This window comes from Vibrio sp. Vb1554 (assembly GCF_033344235.1).
The window spans coordinates 148,288-165,620 of sequence record NZ_JAWPOJ010000007.1 but is presented as its reverse complement, the minus strand read 5'-3'; the positions used below and the strand labels follow the sequence as shown (position 1 = coordinate 165,620).

The 17,333-nt window shown below is 42.6% G+C and carries 13 protein-coding genes; 8 read left to right on the top strand and 5 right to left on the bottom strand.

Annotated elements, in window-relative coordinates:
• Positions 1 to 3: 3 nt before the first annotated feature.
• Complete coding sequence (locus R8N28_RS08545) at positions 4 to 1,329, bottom strand: Na+/H+ antiporter family protein (protein WP_017821192.1); 1,326 nt, start codon at positions 1,327 to 1,329, stop codon at positions 4 to 6.
• Positions 1,330 to 1,357: 28 nt separating this feature from the next.
• A complete protein-coding gene (rnt, locus tag R8N28_RS08540) occupies positions 1,358 to 2,002 on the bottom strand; it encodes a ribonuclease T (RefSeq protein ID WP_005384888.1) in 645 nt (214 codons plus the stop codon).
• A gap of 341 nt (positions 2,003 to 2,343) precedes the next feature.
• Here rnt and motY point away from each other — a divergent pair, with 341 nt between their 5' ends.
• Entirely contained in the window at positions 2,344 to 3,225 is an 882-nt protein-coding gene (motY, locus tag R8N28_RS08535) for a flagellar protein MotY (protein WP_005384887.1), read from the top strand.
• A 120-nt stretch (positions 3,226 to 3,345) separates the two neighbouring features.
• Here motY and R8N28_RS08530 read toward each other — a convergent pair whose 3' ends face one another.
• From R8N28_RS08530 to R8N28_RS08520, 3 genes are all read right to left on the bottom strand, one after another.
• On the bottom strand, positions 3,346 to 3,780 hold the full coding sequence (locus tag R8N28_RS08530; RefSeq protein WP_005384886.1) for a DUF2753 domain-containing protein: 435 nt from the start codon (positions 3,778 to 3,780) through the stop codon (positions 3,346 to 3,348).
• Between the two features lie 150 nt (positions 3,781 to 3,930).
• The gene (gene gloA, locus R8N28_RS08525) at positions 3,931 to 4,347 is read right to left on the bottom strand and encodes a lactoylglutathione lyase (protein WP_017635317.1); all 417 of its coding nucleotides are present in this window, start codon (positions 4,345 to 4,347) and stop codon (positions 3,931 to 3,933) included.
• Positions 4,348 to 5,150: 803 nt separating this feature from the next.
• Positions 5,151 to 6,263, bottom strand: coding sequence for a hypothetical protein (locus R8N28_RS08520; protein WP_065765594.1), 1,113 nt, complete (start codon positions 6,261 to 6,263; stop codon positions 5,151 to 5,153).
• Between the two features lie 225 nt (positions 6,264 to 6,488).
• On the opposite strand from R8N28_RS08520, the gene R8N28_RS08515 reads away from it, so the two are divergent.
• The 7 genes from R8N28_RS08515 (at position 6,489) to R8N28_RS08485 (ending at position 17,039) form a co-directional block, all read left to right on the top strand.
• Complete coding sequence (locus R8N28_RS08515; protein WP_054395110.1) at positions 6,489 to 7,715, top strand: chromosome partitioning protein ParB; 1,227 nt, start codon at positions 6,489 to 6,491, stop codon at positions 7,713 to 7,715.
• A gap of 288 nt (positions 7,716 to 8,003) precedes the next feature.
• Positions 8,004 to 9,521: a type I restriction-modification system subunit M gene (locus R8N28_RS08510; protein WP_169616053.1), complete on the top strand. Its 1,518-nt coding sequence runs from the start codon at positions 8,004 to 8,006 to the stop codon at positions 9,519 to 9,521.
• Positions 9,511 to 10,746: a restriction endonuclease subunit S gene (locus tag R8N28_RS08505; RefSeq protein ID WP_169616056.1), complete on the top strand. Its 1,236-nt coding sequence runs from the start codon at positions 9,511 to 9,513 to the stop codon at positions 10,744 to 10,746. Before R8N28_RS08510 ends, R8N28_RS08505 begins: the two co-directional genes overlap by 11 nt.
• On the top strand, positions 10,746 to 11,621 hold the full coding sequence (locus tag R8N28_RS08500) for a GIY-YIG nuclease family protein (protein WP_169616058.1): 876 nt from the start codon (positions 10,746 to 10,748) through the stop codon (positions 11,619 to 11,621). The genes R8N28_RS08505 and R8N28_RS08500 overlap by 1 nt, the downstream gene beginning before the upstream one ends.
• A 24-nt stretch (positions 11,622 to 11,645) precedes the next feature.
• Positions 11,646 to 12,983 (top strand): P-loop NTPase fold protein, encoded by a 1,338-nt coding sequence (locus tag R8N28_RS08495; RefSeq protein ID WP_169616060.1) that lies wholly within the window; start codon positions 11,646 to 11,648, stop codon positions 12,981 to 12,983.
• A 13-nt stretch (positions 12,984 to 12,996) separates the two neighbouring features.
• Positions 12,997 to 16,263 carry a type I restriction endonuclease subunit R gene (locus R8N28_RS08490; protein WP_262635307.1) on the top strand — a complete coding sequence of 1,089 codons (3,267 nt, stop codon included), beginning with the start codon at positions 12,997 to 12,999 and terminating at the stop codon, positions 16,261 to 16,263.
• Entirely contained in the window at positions 16,263 to 17,039 is a 777-nt protein-coding gene (locus tag R8N28_RS08485; RefSeq protein ID WP_262635308.1) for a M48 family metallopeptidase, read from the top strand. Before R8N28_RS08490 ends, R8N28_RS08485 begins: the two co-directional genes overlap by 1 nt.
• Positions 17,040 to 17,333: the final 294 nt, after the last annotated feature.

Genomic DNA, 17,333 nt, shown 5'->3' with positions numbered 1-17,333 from the left:
GTATTAAAGCACCATTGCTGCAATCCAACCAAAGATGATTAGAGGGATATTGTAATGGATAAAGGTTGGAACGACTGTTTCCCAAATGTGCTCATGTTGACCGTCGGCATTTAGACCAGATGTAGGGCCTAATGTAGAGTCAGAAGCTGGAGAGCCTGCATCACCTAACGCAGCTGCAGTACCTACCAGTGCAATCGTTGCCATCGGCGAGAAACCGAATGCTAGCGCAAGAGGCACATAGATAGTTGCAAGGATTGGAATCGTAGAGAACGATGAACCAATGCCCATTGTTACTAATAGACCAACGATCAGCATCAGTAGTGCAGCTAGAGGCTTATTGTCACCGATGCTGGTTGATAGCGATTGTACTAGTGTTTCAACACCGCCAGTTTGCTTCATTACTGCTGCAAAACCTGCCGCTGCGATCATGATGAAGCCAATCATTGCCATCATGTGTACACCTTTAGTGAACACGTCGTGCGTCTCTTTCCATGCGATAACGCCGCCGAAAGTGAACACCATAAAGCCAGCTAGAGCACCGATAATCATTGAACCCGTGTAAAGCTGAACACCCAAAGCAGCGACAATACCAAGTGCCGCAACTAAGATGTGCTTTTTATTAATGACGTGATCGGTTTCGTCAACGACAGTCAACTCAGTTTCTTTGTAGACACGCGGTTTACGATAGCTAACAAAGATAGCCAGTAATAGACCAAACAGCATACCTGCACCTGGCAGTAACATGGCGGTTGGGACTTGGCTTGCAACCACATTCTCCAAACCGTTGTCATGTAGGTTCTTTAACAGAATGTTGTTTAAGAAAATACCGCCGAAACCAACAGGCAAGATCATGTAAGGTGTGATCAAACCGAAGGTAAGAACACACGCGACCAAACGTCGGTCGAGTTTAAGTTTCGCGAATACGCCCAAAAGAGGTGGAATCAAAATTGGAATAAAGGCGATATGGACCGGAATTACGTTCTGAGATGACATAGTGACAAGAACGAGCGCGACTAACACCGCGTACTTTAACCCGGTAGTTGACGCCGAGTTTTCTTTACCATTTAAGCGCTTGATAACACTTTTGGCCAGTAGATCCGTGATGCCTGATTTCGAGATGGCAACAGCGAAAGTACCTAACATGGCGTAGCTTAGCGCAATAGTTGCACCGCCACCTAGACCACTTTCAAATGCGGCAACCGTATCCCCAAGGCTCATGCCTGCGACTAGGCCGCCTACGATGGCACTAAACGTGAGGGCAACCACCACGTTTACGCGCATCAATGCTAACACGAGCATGACGCACACTGATATAACGACAGGATTCATACTTTTCCTAATATGTTGTGTTTACTTATTATTCTTCGTCGACAAGCGGCCAACCGCCGAGGGCCTTCCATTTGTTGACAATACCGCAGAATAATTCTGCTGTTTTTTGTGTATCGTAAAGCGCAGAGTGTGCTTCACGGTTATCAAATTCCATCCCGGCTGTTTTGCATGCTTTAGCGAGAACTGTTTGGCCATAAGCAAGGCCACTTAATGTAGCCGTATCAAAAGTAGCAAAGGGATGAAAAGGGACTCTTTTTAGTTTACAGCGTTCATTTGCTGCATTTACAAAACCCAAGTCGAATGCTGCGTTATGAGCAACCATAATTGCACGTGAGCAATCTGCGGCTTTTTGTTCTTTGCGAATAAGCTTATAAATTTCCTTTAGCGCCTCTTGCTCAGAAACAGCACCACGAAGAGGGCTGAAAGGGTCACGAATACCATTGAATTCAAGCGCTTCTTTTTCTAAGTTAGCGCCTTCAAATGGTTCCACATGAAAATGAATGGTGGAGGCCGGATGCAACACGCCATGTTCGTCCATTTTCAACGTAACGGCACAGATTTCTAAAAGTGCATCAGTTTGAGCATTGAAACCAGCGGTCTCAACGTCTACTACCACAGGGAAATAACCACGAAAGCGTTTTTTCAAGGTTAGAGCTTCATTTTCTAGTGTCATGTTGGCTTATTTTTGTGTGACGAAGGCTGCATTATTGCAGATTATACCGATGAGAAAAACCGCAATTTAAGAGAAAACCGGAATTCTATTTTGCATCCAATCAATAAGTTTGTATTGCATATTATGTAGACGTTTATTCGCCATACTTTGCATCATGTAAACCGATAAAACATGAGGAAGTAAAACGCTAAGTGGCGGTTAAGGTGATTGTAACACGGTGGCTCACATTAATGGCAGTGTGACAGGTAATCCTATATTGGCGAGATTTTTGCATGCCGGTTGAAGTGGTTTTATTGATGCAAATTGACGGCAACAGACTGCCGTTTAAGAGACAGTATTAGATGAAGAAATGGCTGATTACCAGTGGTGTTGTATTTTCGTTGTTTAGCACAAGCAGCTTCGCTTTGATGGGCAAACGTTATGCTGCGACTCCACAGCAATCTCAATGGGAAATGGTGGTCAATACACCATTAGAATGTCAGCTTGTACACCCCATTCCAAGCTTTGGAGATGCGGTATTTTCATCTCGTGCGAATAAAAAAATCAATTTAGACTTTGAGTTAAAAATGCGTCGCCCGATGGGAGAAACACGTAACGTCAGTCTCATTTCTATGCCGCCACCTTGGCGACCAGGTGAACACGCCGATCGAATTACAAACCTAAAGTTTTTTAAACAGTTTGATGGTTATGTCGGAGGGCAAACAGCATGGGGCATTTTGTCTGAGCTGGAAAAAGGCCGTTATCCGACTTTTAGCTACCAAGATTGGCAGAGCCGAGATCAGAGAATTGAAGTCGCATTGTCATCAGTACTATTTCAAAACAAGTACAACGCGTTTAGCGACTGTATTTCCAACTTATTGAAATACAGTTTCGAGGACATTGCTTTTACGATTTTGCACTACGAAAGACAAGGTGATCAGTTAACCAAGGCTTCTAAAAAGCGTTTATCACAAATTGCAGATTATATCCGACATAATCAAGATATCGATCTCGTGCTGGTGGCGACGTACACAGATTCAACCGATGGTAAAAGTGCGAGTCAAAGTTTATCAGAGCGACGTGCAGAGTCACTTCGTGATTACTTTCAGTCTCTAGGGCTACCGGAAGATCGAATTCAAGTGCAAGGGTACGGCAAGCGTCGTCCTATTGCAGATAACGGTTCGCCAATAGGAAAAGACAAAAACCGCCGAGTCGTGATATCTCTAGGGCGAACCCAAGTGTGATGCTTATAAAAACGCCGAAGCTGAAAGCTTCGGCGTTTTTGATTTACTGACGTTGTTAATAATATTTTAGTGGTATTTTGCCAAGCACCTTTCGGTGATTCCTACTGTATAATTTGAATGTTAGTTTAAGCGGAATTTGGCAATGACTTCGCAATTGGTTGCGGTATCTATTTTTTCAACCTGTTTGGCAATAGCCGGATTAGGGTGACGCTTCATAAAGTCTATCAACGCCTTAGTACAGCATCCTATCGAGTCGATAAAGCTTGCACACTCTTTATTTGGGCATTGTGGGATAAGTGTTAAGACTTTCTCAGAGGCCAGTTGAAGGTATTTGAGTTCATAGTCAGTATCTCCAGCCCAACGCCAGAACTGAGCTAAGTTATGACAAGAAATCACAGAAATTAATAATCGCTCGTCCGCCTCAATTTCCACACATTCGCTGATATCTTCACTCAGGCTTAGGGCTTGCTGGTAATGAAGAATGCTGCGAACAGGGTCATCTAGTTGAAGTGCCGTATCGGCTAGAAGTGTGTGTTTTTCCCATTCACTGATCATTATCGTAATCCCGCATATCGAAGTTGCGGATAAATCTAAACGATAACTATTATCAAGTAAAGGGTTTTGTTTATAAAAGGACAGGCAGATCGCAGACCTGCCTGTAATCGGAGTTCAACTTGCAGTACAAGTGATTATTAGAAGTGCCGCTTAGCCTTCAAGACCTGATGAAGCTTGCTTGTTTTGAATAAGCTCAATCATATAACCATCTGGGTCTTTTACGAATGCAATGTGCGTGCTTCCGCCTTTTACTGGACCTGGCTCACGCGTCACATTACCGCCCGCCGCTTTGATAGCGTCGCAAGTTGTGTAGATATCATCAACACCAATGGCGATATGACCAAAAGCAGTACCTAGGTCATACTCAGTTTTACCCCAGTTGTAAGTCAGTTCGATCACTGCACCTTGGGATTCGTCACCATAACCAAGAAACGCTAGCGTGTATTCGTACTCTTTATTTTCGTTAGTACGAAGCAGCTGCATGCCCATAACTTCAGTGTAAAACTTGATGGATTTGTCTAGATCACCTACGCGAAGCATAGTGTGGAGAATTCGACCGTTTGACATTTTTTGCTCCTAGCTTTGATTTACAAATAGCATTAGCTATCTGGGTATACTTTCTCTTTATACGACTCTTATATCCACCAAAAAAAGCTCTTGATAAGTGTGTGAGTGAGTGAATGCCCAGCATTGGCGGGTTTTGAGGGTGAATGGTTCACTTATAAATCATTACAAAAAATAGTTGTTTTGTAATGATGAGCTAATTATGGCTTCAAATTACCATGAATCATGCCAGAAATCCTTTACAAAAAGATAGTGCCAAACAACTAAATTAGCTAATGAGTACTGAAAAGGAAATTGTGGGATGCTTGTGTCGAGAGCTTCTCCCATTCGATGAAAGTTGAAGCACTCCAAAGTTGACCATGACCAGAAACGAGATGTGTCATTGAGCCGCTCTACTTGTTAGCATCTATATAGAAATGACAAACCAACGATATGATTGAGTTAGGTAGTGAACGCAATCCATACTTACTGAATTTTAAGAAGGAGCCTAAAGTGGAGGAATTTGTTCGGTATATTGATAAGCTAAACTCTGAAGACAGAATGAACTTGTTTCATGTAGTAAATGCCAGCCTTGGTGAAAAAGGGTGTGAGCTAACTCTATCCATCAAATCGTCAGAACTAGCGTTATCTAGCGATTGGTTGATTTCGTGCAAGGACTGCTTGAAGGTGAACATAGATAGAACAAAGATGCCTGCCCATGAGATCACTATCAAATATGGGATAATACTAATCGGAAGCTCTTATATAACAGGCTCTTATTTTAAAGCTGTAAAACTACACACATCCCACATGTGATTGGTCAGCTCTTACACTGCTAGCAATGAGAGAAAATACTCGGATAGCCCTATCCGAAACTGTCGAGTCGAATTCGCCGCATTTTTGTAAATACTGCCTTTAGCATCCAACTCCATTACCGAGCACCTTTTCCAGTGTGAAGCGTTCTTGCTGTAGTCTAGCTGGCCTAGCTCTTTACCTGCGGTACTTAATTCGGTTAGTGACGCGCCATTGTTCACTAAGTGATGGATTGTGAGGCCTATTGCTTGCCAAACTTGAGGAGATAAATGGTAACCAGAGCGATTATGCACAAACGCTTCCTTCAATGGTTCAAGCCAAGCTGCTAAGAAGGTGGCAATATTACTTACATAACCTTCTGACAATATAGATGAAAGACTATCGCCACTCGATAAAGTAACGTCTTTCGACATCTTACTGTACTCTTGTGTTCCTACCCCAGCCACGGCACCAACAATTAATTTGAACAATATATACTGTGTGGTGATGCAGCTCTCTGATACTTTCACATGCTTAGAATTAAAGTTAACACCACCATAACGTTCAATATTCGCTTCTTTTATTAGCTGATTTATATAATCTTTTAGTGGGAAGTCATCATTCGGTAGTAAGTTTCTTCCTTCACTCAGATGAGGCAGGTTCAAGGATGAGTCAAAAATGCTGCTTTTTTTAAACAGGTCGATAGCATGACTGGCTTCCAAGCCCTTCTCGTCATCAAATACAACTCGTATCTCCACGTTTTCCATAGCTAGGCGCTGCCTAAGCTCGCTCTTCTGATTAGCCTCTTTAACACTTAGCCTTGAGCTAAACAAAAACGTTTTTAAGCCCAGAATCTTACAGATTGCTACCAGCACTAAAACGTTCCCCACAATATGAGTATCCAAGGGGTTGTAACTCAGTGTGGGCAGAGAACGAGCTGCATGATGAAGGTGTGGCTTTCCGATAACCGCGAATGTTAGTGACAACGGCATGCATACCGATTTATCAAACAGGATACTCTCTAGCTCAGCTTGAATTTCTAGAACCTTGTCAGCGTTTTTAGCATTAACAGCGGCATCGGCTGCCCATTTTAATTCGGGCAATAAGTTTCCTACCGAAAAAAAAGCGGCGACTTCAAACACAGGCATAGTTGCAATTAGTGTTTTTTGCGTTCGTCCTTCCGAAGAGAGCAATATCCCACTGATTTTTTTATCCGAAAGTATCAAGTTTTTTCATCCAGTTATCTGAAAAGCGCAGTCTAAAACAAAATTAAAATTTGATCCGACATGCATGTCGGATCAATAATGGTAATTATCTAAGGTAGGTGAATGCCTAGTCATTATATTGCCACAAGTAATACAGAGAGGTCGCAAATGGTAGATAGCAAAGCAAAAATTGATGAAATATCAGATCAGGAATTAGAAACATCGATAGTTGACTCGTTGGTAGATAGATATGATGACAAAGAAAGCTCTAGTTATTTAGCAAGTTCTAAAAAACTTTTAGCTAATTCCAGCTCTGTTCTATCGTCCGAACAACTAAAAGATATTTTTAAGTCCAACGCACGCTACTACTCCGGGGTAAAACAAGTAGAAACGAGTCTAAAACACACGGTCATTTACATCACACCCCAGTTAGCCAGAGACATGTTGAAGTTTTCTCGGCGCGGAGCCATAAATGACAACAATAAAAATAGAAAATTGAGCAAGGCAAAGATCAGGAAATACGCGGAGGCTATGGCGAAAGGCCAATGGTGCCTGACTGGTGAACCACTCATTTTCTCTGATGAGGGAGAAATTTTGAACGGACATCATCGTCTAGAAGCATCCTATGAATCAGGGGCTGGATTTATTGCGCCCGTAACCTATGGAGTCACTGACGATCTGTCCTTCGCGCATATCGATGTAGGCAACCTGAGATCTAGATCTCAGGTTTTAGAAATGGCGGGGGTTAAGGTCAATGCGAACGTACTGTCACGAGTAGCGATGTTAGCGAAGGCATTTGAGAAAACTTCTAACCCTTATGCGTTTAGGGGAACTCAAGGAACCTCATTTCAACCCGCTGAGATTCTGGCATATGTGGAAGAAAATGAAGAGCTAGCGTTATCGGTGCATTTTGTTGCAACTGTAGTAAAGCGCCATCGACTGGAGAGCCAAGTCTCTGAGGCAATTTACGCATTTGCACACTACCTGATTACGCAAAAACTCAAAGAAACTTCACTTAATGATACTTTGCCTATGACACCAGAAACTTATCTTACTCGTATCATTTCATCATTGGGTTTAGAGTCGGAGGATGACATCGAGTATCAGGTACGGAACTATCTTCAGTCACTTGTTCATGAGTCCACCTCGTACTCACTGTTGTGCAAATTATCTTCAATTTTCAAGGGGTGGAACATGAATATTGGTATTGCTGTTACAGGAAACAAAATTAGCGTGCGAAGGGTTGCACGATACAAAAAAGATGCGGATGGAAACAAAATCCAACTTCCTGCTGCTGGTAATATTAATGAGGCCTTTACTATTCCTTGCTTACCTAAAGGAAGGACGCCAAAAAACATTCAAAAACAAGGTAATGTTCAGCTCAAGAGCGCTTGATAAAAGTAAGGGGTGAGCATGTCCGCTCACCTCTGCTTCCCATTCTTTCCTCTACCTTTGAACCATGCGTTTATCCAACCACAACACCGCCACCTAAAGTACGAATATTGCCAAGGAAAAATACGTGTTCGTTACGTATTTTTCCTCTTCTTTAGTGATAGAATTACAGCAACAAACATAAATAACAATGAAACTCCTTTTTTGCTAAGTCACTGAATCTTTGATTGTAAACATTAGCTAATGTTGGTTTCGATTTGATATTCACCATTATTCAAGAGCAAGTAGTAAATGCCCCATACTAATATTAGTCAAGATGCAATAAACAAAGCCGTCTGGGCTGCCTGTGATACTTTCCGAGGCACCGTTGATCCGTCGATTTACAAAGACTTTATCCTAACCATGTTGTTCTTAAAGTACATTTCCGATGTACATAGAGATAAAGTAGCCGAACTAACGGTTGAATACGGAGATGAACCAGAGCTGATCGCTGCAATGATGGAGAGCCAGTCTTTTAAAGTCCCAACTGGCGCAACTTTTTGGGATTTGTATGAAGCTCGCCATGAAGCAGGTAACGGATCACGTATTGACCAAGCTCTGCACGCTATCGAAGAAGCAAACGGCACCAAGCTAAAGAATGTATTTCAAGACATCAGCTTTAACACCGACAAACTTGGTGATGAAAAACAAAAGAACGAAATTCTTCGCCACTTACTGGAAGATTTTGGTAAAGAGACGTTAAACCTTCGCCCAAGCCGTGTTGGCTCATTAGATGTGATAGGTAATGCCTACGAGTATCTAATCAAACACTTCGCTGCAAGTAGTGGCAAATCGGCTGGCGAGTTCTATACCCCACCAGAAGTGTCTGATTTACTCTCTATCATCCTTGAACCACAACAAGGTGACACCATTTGTGACCCTGCATGTGGTTCTGGCTCACTATTGATGAAGTGTGGTAAGCAAGTTCAAAAGAACTTTGGCGGTTCTAAGCAATACGCTTTATTTGGTCAAGAAGCCATTGGTTCAACTTGGTCGTTGGCGAAGATGAACATGTTCCTGCATGGTGAAGATAACCACCGCATCGAGTGGGGAGACACAATTCGTAACCCTAAGCTACAAGATCAAGAAGGTGGATTACTGCACTTTGATGTGGTCACCGCCAACCCTCCATTTTCCTTAGATAAATGGGGGTACGACATTGCGAGCAATGACCACTTTGGTCGTTTCCGACGCGGTCTTCCTCCAAAAACCAAAGGTGACTATGCGTTTATCTCGCACATGATTGAGACGTTAAAACCACAGACTGGTCGTATGGGCGTCGTTGTACCTCACGGAGTGCTATTCCGAGCATCTTCAGAAGGTAAAATTCGTAAACAACTGATTGAAGAAAACTTGCTAGATGCCGTGATTGGTTTACCTGAGAAACTGTTCTTTGGTACAGGCATCCCAGCGGCCATCCTGATCTTCAAAAAGCAGAAAAACGATAACAAGGTACTATTTATTGATGCCTCTCGTGAGTTCAAATCAGGTAAAAACCAGAACCAGCTAACTCCTGAGAACATTCAAAAGATTGTTGATACCTATAAAGCTCGTGAAACCACCGACAAATACTCATACCTAGCAACGCTCGAAGAGATTGTTGAGAACGACTACAACCTCAATATTCCTCGTTACGTTGACACGTTTGAGGAAGAAGAAGAGATTGATTTAGTTGCGGTACGAACTGAACGTTTAGCATTGCAGAATGAGCTGGCTGATTTAGAAGCTGAAATGGCTGGTTACCTAGAGGAGTTGGGTTATGGTGCCTAACGGTTGGTCAATTAAAACACTAGAAGATCTTGCTGCTGTAGAACGAGGGAAGTTTTCAGCACGTCCCCGTAATGATCCGAAATATTATGGTGGCAAGATACCTTTCGTTCAAACTGGTGATATTGCATCAGCTAAAACTTATCTTTCTTCATTTAGCCAAACCCTGAATGAAGGTGGTTTAAAAGTAAGCCGTCTATTTCCTAAAAATTCAATACTAATCACCATTGCAGCTAATATCGGAGATACGGCAATCACCTCATTTGAAGTGGCGTGTCCCGATAGTCTGGTGGGAATACAGCCAAAGCAAGATGTAGATTGCTTTTGGCTCAACTCTTTTTTAGAAACTTGTAAAGATGAGTTAGATGGAAAGGCGACTCAAAACGCCCAGAAAAACATCAACCTTCAAGTTCTAAAGCCTTTAGAGATTTTAACTCCTCCATACGAAGAGCAACGCAAGATCGCCCAAATCCTATCAACATGGGATAAAGCGATTGCCACCACAGAAAAGCTAATTGATACCAGCAAGCAGCAGAAAAAAGCTTTAATGCAGCAGCTTTTGACGGGTAGAAAGCGTTTGGTTAATTCTGAAACGGGTAAGGCGTTTGAGGGGGAGTGGGAAGAGGTTAAGCTAAGCCATTTCTTTGACCGTGTTACTGAGAAGAATAAGGGGCAAAGTACCAATGTTGTGACCATTTCTGCCCAGCATGGTTTGATTCGCCAAGAAGAGTTCTTCAAGAAGTCAGTTGCCTCTGAAACTTTAGACAACTATTTCATCTTACGGAAGGGGCAGTTCGCATACAACAAGAGTTACTCTAATGGGTATCCTATGGGTGCGATTAAGCGACTTAACCGATATGAAGATGCCGTAGTAACAAGCTTGTACATTTGCTTTGAACTTAAAAATGAAAAGTTGGCTTCAAGCTGCTTTATGGAGCAGTACTTCGAGTCTGGGTTGCTCAATCGTGGACTAACAAAAGTTGCAGCCGAGGGGGGGCGTGCTCATGGTCTTCTAAATGTTAAGCCTTCTGATTTTATGGCTTTATCTATCATGGTTCCAAAATTCGACGAACAACAAAAAATCGCTTCCGTCCTTACTGCTGCCGATAAAGAAATAGAAGTACTAGAAGCCAAGCTTGCTCACTTCAAGCAAGAGAAAAAGGCGCTGATGCAGCAGTTGTTGACGGGTAAGCGTCGCGTGAAAATTGAAGAAATGGAAGTCGCATAATGAATAAGAGACCTCGCACCATCCAGATTTTTCTACCAAGTGGTGACCCTTCTGGTATTCGCATTGCCGAACAAACCACTTCAATCATTCGTTTGATTGAAGTGCCGCGAAGTGAAATGGCCGAGTTTGTTAAAATGCCAGAATCAAAGCAAGTTGGTTTGTACTTTCTTGTTTCTGGTGACAACAAGGAAGAATGTTATATCGGTCAATCTGGTGATGTAGGGTCTCGGTTAATGCAGCATCATAAAGATGAGAAAAAAGATTGGGAACGAGCCTTAGTTTTGATTTCTCTTACCAATAATTTGACTCAGACCCATGTGCTGTATCTGGAATCTCTTTCAATTGAAAAAGCAAAATCCTGCCAGCGTTATGACCTACTCAATGGAAATGGTGGGCAAAAACCTCATACTCCTATACCTCTCAAAGCAGATTGCGACGAAATCCATGATATTGGTAGCCTGCTTTTGGCTACATTAGGTTACCCGATTTTCGAACCGCTTACAGAACCAGCAATGACAAAGGCCGAACAGACCTTTACATGTAATCGCGCAGGTGTTGATGCGAAAGGCATCTATACCAGTGAAGGAATGGTTGTCTTGAAAGGCTCGTCCGCACCGATGACGACAAAAAGAAAAACCGATCAACGCTTTTACGATAAGCGTGATGCATTACTCGCCAAAGGTATCGTGATAACTGATGGTCAACGTTTTGTCTTTCAACGCGACTACCTATTCAGAACACCAAGCGGTGCATCCATGTTCCTGTTGCTCGCCACTTCTAATGGCTGGGTAGATTGGAAAACAGATAAAGGTGTCACCTTGCATGATTATCAAGGGCGAACGCTTGAATCAGCCAGTGAACAAACGATGAATTAAAACTAAAAACAAAGGCTAGGCTTTATGAACATCACATTTAATGAGCGAGATGAATTTCAACGTAAACAAATTGCAGAGAAAGCCATTCAACTACTAAGAGCAGACATAGATATCTCACCTATGGTGATTGATGGTAGTTGGGGAACGGGGAAAACGGAGTTCTGCCATAAGTTAATTAACCTTATGGCTGAAGATGAGACACATCACTTAATATATGTAGATGCCTTCCAAGCGGATCATGCTGATGAGCCTCTCTTAACTGTACTAGCAGAAGTTATTAATATTCTACCTTCAGAAGAAGCTCAAGAAAGCTTTATTCAGAAAGCCATACCTGCGGCAAGATACGGTTTGAAGACTCTAGCAAAAGCTGGCGTAGCGCATCTACTTCGCCAAGATGCCGCCGATGTAGTTGACGACTTCGACAAAGAAATTCAGCAAGCAGCCAATAAGGCCATTGATGCATCGGTAGAGTCGGTACTGAAAGATCACGTAAAGGCATCTGAAAGCCTAAAAGCGCTTCAAGAGACACTGCAAGAGATAGCTCAGGAAAAACCTATTATACTGTTTGTCGATGAACTAGATCGCTGTAGACCAGACTTCGCAGTTAACATGTTGGAGATCATCAAGCATACATTCAACGTTGAAGGTGTACAGTTTGTATTAGTAACCAATACTCAACAGCTTAGGTCTTCTATCAATCACTGTTATGGCAAGGCTGTTGATGCGCAAAGGTACTTGGATAAATTTCTCAAGTACTCCTTCAGCTTACCTCAAACACAAGGGCTTAACACACACCAAGAAACCGCTGTGTCATTGAGCCATTACAAAAATTTAGTTAGAACCAGCGATGTACTCAATATATTAAACTTACACGAGTGCGGTTCAGTTCGAGTCATAGAACAAATAATAAAAATCAATAACTTATCGTTAAGGGAAGTTGAAACCCTTGTGCGTCACCTAGAGGTATATGCAATACTCTCTCAGCAAGGGTATCTGGGTAATCGAGCAGTATTCGGCTACAAAGTTCTTACTGTTCTCGCCATTGCAATCTATTCAATAAGACCGACGTTAGGCAATTCCATTCTATCTCAAACATTTGATGCAAAAGATGTTGGAAGTATTTTAGGTAAAACAGAATTATCCGTAATCAATGAGCGGACTCACCCAGACGAGATGGAACTTTTGTGCTATCTGATATGCTCAAATAATTGTAAAAACTCAGATCTCTTTACTCCTGAAGAAGAAAATAAAACGTCATGGGAGCATGTTGCCGGAGAATACTTTAGAGGAAGTTACTTCAGACCACATGAGGGCTATGTATCGATTTGCAAAGAAGCATTAAGAGTAATGTCTCTTCACTAAAGGTGCTGAAAATATGAACTCTAATTTACCTAATTTTCGCGAAGAACAAAGTGCAAAAATCCCAGCCCTTACGTTACTTACCAATCTTGGATACAAGTTCATTCCTCCGAGTGAATGCCTAGTCAAACGTGGTAGCCTTTCAACGGTCATCCTACCGGATATCCTGCGTAGCGTACTTCGTCATAAAACTTACTCGTTTATGGGGAAAGAGCATACGTTATCGGAAGCTGCTATCGATAAAATCATTCACGAGCTGGCTAACCCAGCCATGAATGAAGGGTTAAAAGCCGCCAACGAAAAAATTTATGATGCTTTAACTTATGGCATCGGTGTTACAGAGTTTATTGATGGCAAAAAAGCCAATCCAACCATCAATGTGATTGATTGGCAAACTCCAGATAATAATCAATTTCACTATACTGAAGAACTGATCGTAGAAAACGCTCATGGCACCGCAAATCGTATTCCTGATATCGTCTGCTTTGTGAATGGCTTGCCTTGGGTAGTCATAGAAGCCAAGCGCCCAGACTCATCTCATGAGGGTAAGCCAACGTTAGCTGAAGGTATTTCTCAAAACATTCGCAACCAAAAAGTGGATGAGATCCCACATCTTTTCGCTTATAGCCAATTATTACTGTCAGTGAATGGGCACGATGGCTTATACGGAACATGTGGCACCCCTGAAAAATTCTGGGCTAAGTGGAAAGAAGAAGAGATCACTGAAGCGACCTTTGAGCGCTTGAAGAATATTCCACTTACTCAAGATGAATTGGATCTTATCTTTAATCACCGTCCTGCTAAGGTTCAAGATGAATACCTTTCGCTTATCGCAGGCGGTAAGCTTGTAGTCACCGATCAAGACCGTCTATTGGTGTCGTTATTGCGCCACGACCGTTTACTCGAAATGACTCAGCTATTTACTTTGTTTGATAAGAAAGTTGGTAAAATTGTTGCTCGTTATCAGCAAGTTTTTGGTATTAAAGCCTTGATTGAACGGGTAACTTCTTTTGATGAAAAAGGTGCTCGCAACGGCGGCGTGATTTGGCACACTACTGGCTCTGGCAAATCTTTTACCATGGTGTTCTTATCTAAGGCTCTGATTTGGATAAAAGAGCTAGCTAAGTGCCGTGTTGTGGTCGTAACCGACCGTGTCGATTTGGAAGATCAGCTCTCTAAAACATTTGCCTCTGGAGGGGCACTATCTGAAAAAGATCGTGAATCAGCAAAGGCAACCACAGGCCGACGCCTAGCCGAGCAAATAGGTAAAGGAAACGAGCGGATTATATTCTCTATTATCAACAAATTCGGCACAGCGATTGAGTTGCCTGAGTGTTATAACGATAGCCCAGACATTATCGTTCTGGTTGATGAAGGTCATCGTAGCCAAAACGGTGAGAATAACATTCGCATGCAACAAGCTTTACCTAAAGCAGCTTATGTTGGTTTTACGGGTACACCACTGTTGCAAGATGATAAGACCGAGAATAAGTTCGGTAAGATCATTCACTCTTACACGATGCAGCAAGCAGTGGAAGATAAAACTGTTACTCCACTGTTATATGAAGAGCGTATTCCAGATCTCAGTACCAATGACAAAGCAATTGATGCATGGTTTGACCGCATTACCGATAAGCTCTCAGAAAAACAGCGTACCGATTTGAAAAGAAAATTTTCTCAGAAAGGTCAAATTTATCAGACAGAAGGACGCATAGAGCTTATTGCGCATGATATCTCTGATCACTTCCAAAACTTTAAGAACCAAGGTCTGAAAGGGCAACTTGCGTGTGACTCGAAAGCTTCAGCTATTCAGTATAAGAAGCTGTTAGATCAAATTGGCAAGGTAACCTCTGTGGTTGCCATGTCGCCACCGGATACCCGTGAGGGGCATGATACGATAGATGGTGAGAGCAAAGACATCGTACAAAATTGGTGGAAGGAAAATGTAGGCAACCAAGACGAGAAAGCTTACACCCAGCACATTATCGATGAGTTTGGTAAAGACGATGGCCCAGACATCATGATAGTAGTGGACAAGCTACTCACTGGGTTTGATGAGCCGAAAAACACCGTGCTTTATATCGATAAACCACTTAAGCAGCATAACTTGATTCAAGCCATTGCCCGAGTAAACCGCCTGCATCAAAAGAAGCAGTTTGGCTATCTGATTGATTATCGAGGCATCTTGAAAGAGTTAGATGCATCTATTGCGAGTTATCAGGAACTAGAGGAACGCATCAAAGGTGGTTTTGATATCGATGATCTGAAAGGTCTCTACAGCCGCATGGATACCGAGTACAAGAAGCTTCCGGGTTTCTACAGTGATCTGTGGGCGATTTTTGAAGGCGTACAAAATAGGCAAGACGGTCAGGCGCTACGCCAAGCACTTGCACCTAAGATTGATACCATTGATGGTCAGCTAACTGATACTAACCAAAAGAAACGTGAAGACTTTTATTCAGCTCTCACCGCATTCTCAAACTGCCTGAAAGTGGCTTTGCAGTCTGCAACTTATTTCGAAGATAAGAGCTTTGACGACAGGCGCGAACTCTACAAAAAGACGCTGAAATCCATGTCTGAACTGCGTAAGCAAGTACGTGAAGATGCAGAAGAGACTGTCGACTACGATGAGTATGCAGAGAATATTCGCACCATGCTGGATAAGCACATTGGTGGTGTCGAAATTCAAGAGTCAAAAGGCGCGTACCTTGTCGGCAATATGGGTAAGAACGTTAAGCCAGAAGAGTTGACGGACGATGAAGCACGCAACAAGAAGGATGCTATCACTGGTCGTGTCACTAAAATGATTGAACAGGACTTGGCAGACGACCCATATGCTCAAGAATACTTTTCAAAGCTACTTAAACAAGCGATTCAGCAAGCTAAAGATATGTTCGATGCGCCTGTAAAACAGTACCTTCTATTTGCCGACTTTGAAGAGCAAGTAAAGGAACGCAATATCGATGGTATACCCACCGACCGCTTCGCTGAACTCGACCCTAAGGTTAAGCGACATGTTCAGGCGTACTTTGGGCTGTTCTTAAAACACTTGTCAGATGTAACGAGCCTCAGTGAAGAAGATCGCTTCAACTATGCGATGCAAATTGATGAGGTAGTAACGGCTTCGGTTGCGGAGTTCTCAATTAACCCACAAGAAATTGAGAACCAAATTCGCCGTAAGTTGTTGCCTGTTTTATTTAAAGCCATTGGCATGGATACAGCCAAGCTCATCATCGCTGACGTTATCCAAATTACTCGCCTTGGCGTTGCAGGTCATCACTAATGACGGCAGTTGTATCTACTGAGCACAACAAAGAGGAATACAGCTTTGTCTATGGGGATGAAGCTGTCACTTACGAAGTTGTGCGAAAGGCTCACCCTGAAGGTAAGAAAAGGAAAATTACCATCAAGGTTCATCCTAACTGTGATGTCATCATTTCTGCGCCAGAAGATGCCGAGCGTAGCGATATTCATGAAGCTGTTATGAGGCGTGCTAAATGGATTTATGACGCACTGAAAGAGTTTCGTAGTCATTTGGAGTACGTGCAGCCAAAGCACTATATCAGCGGTGAGATGCAGTTTTACCTTGGTCGGCGCTATGTCCTTAAAATCGTAGAGGACGCTGAAGCTTTGCCAACTGTAAAAATGACTCGCGGCAAGCTACTTGTTACCTTGACTCGGTTTAACAACGACAAGACAGCCATGGTTAAAGCTTTAGTGCGCAACTGGTACAAGGTTCGCGCTGAACGCATTTTCCATGAACGTTTGTCTGAGCTACTGCCTCAAGCTACATGGGTTGACGGAATACCTAGCTTTCGAGTTTTACCCATGAGCAAACAATGGGGAAGCTGCTCTGCTAAGGGCACTTTGATGCTCAACCCACACCTAATCAAAGCACCTAAAGAGTGTATTGATTACGTGATATTGCATGAGCTTTGCCACATCGCTGAGCACAACCATAGTGACAGGTTCTGGCGGTTGCTAACCAGCGTAATGCCTAACTGGAAAGAAGTGAAAAGCCGTTTGGATGGAATGGCGGAGTTGTATTTGAATGAGTGAGGACAACTTCCCAACTTTTGCAATATCAGCTACACAATAACAAGTTTGTCAGCGCTGTTGACCACCATTGACCACGCATGGTCAATGGTGGTCAATACTCAAAGGTTTAGTCTGTAAGGCTGCGGACTCGATAAAGAGATCGCCTCTATTTTTCGAGTTGAATCTAACTTTCTTCAGCCCCAATTTATTCAGGTTGAGTACGTACTCAAACTAACTGAATCAGACTTTACAAAGAAAAAATGGAAAATTTAGCCTAACTTACTGGTGCAGACCGTAATCTCTACCTTTTTGGAG

What these genes read in the sequence shown, in the direction of transcription:
- motY (WP_005384887.1), top strand. Translation starts at nt 2,344, where the DNA reads ATGAAGAAATGGCTGATTACCAGTGGTGTTGTATTTTCGTTGTTTAGC.
- R8N28_RS08545 (WP_017821192.1), bottom strand. Translation starts at nt 1,329, where the DNA reads ATGAATCCTGTCGTTATATCAGTGTGCGTCATGCTCGTGTTAGCATTG.
- R8N28_RS08495 (WP_169616060.1), top strand. Translation starts at nt 11,646, where the DNA reads ATGAACATCACATTTAATGAGCGAGATGAATTTCAACGTAAACAAATT.
- R8N28_RS08505 (WP_169616056.1), top strand. Translation starts at nt 9,511, where the DNA reads ATGGTGCCTAACGGTTGGTCAATTAAAACACTAGAAGATCTTGCTGCT.
- R8N28_RS08510 (WP_169616053.1), top strand. Translation starts at nt 8,004, where the DNA reads ATGCCCCATACTAATATTAGTCAAGATGCAATAAACAAAGCCGTCTGG.
- R8N28_RS08485 (WP_262635308.1), top strand. Translation starts at nt 16,263, where the DNA reads ATGACGGCAGTTGTATCTACTGAGCACAACAAAGAGGAATACAGCTTT.
- R8N28_RS08520 (WP_065765594.1), bottom strand. Translation starts at nt 6,263, where the DNA reads ATGCCTGTGTTTGAAGTCGCCGCTTTTTTTTCGGTAGGAAACTTATTG.
- R8N28_RS08530 (WP_005384886.1), bottom strand. Translation starts at nt 3,780, where the DNA reads ATGATCAGTGAATGGGAAAAACACACACTTCTAGCCGATACGGCACTT.
- rnt (WP_005384888.1), bottom strand. Translation starts at nt 2,002, where the DNA reads ATGACACTAGAAAATGAAGCTCTAACCTTGAAAAAACGCTTTCGTGGT.
- R8N28_RS08490 (WP_262635307.1), top strand. Translation starts at nt 12,997, where the DNA reads ATGAACTCTAATTTACCTAATTTTCGCGAAGAACAAAGTGCAAAAATC.
- gloA (WP_017635317.1), bottom strand. Translation starts at nt 4,347, where the DNA reads ATGTCAAACGGTCGAATTCTCCACACTATGCTTCGCGTAGGTGATCTA.
- R8N28_RS08500 (WP_169616058.1), top strand. Translation starts at nt 10,746, where the DNA reads ATGAATAAGAGACCTCGCACCATCCAGATTTTTCTACCAAGTGGTGAC.
- R8N28_RS08515 (WP_054395110.1), top strand. Translation starts at nt 6,489, where the DNA reads ATGGTAGATAGCAAAGCAAAAATTGATGAAATATCAGATCAGGAATTA.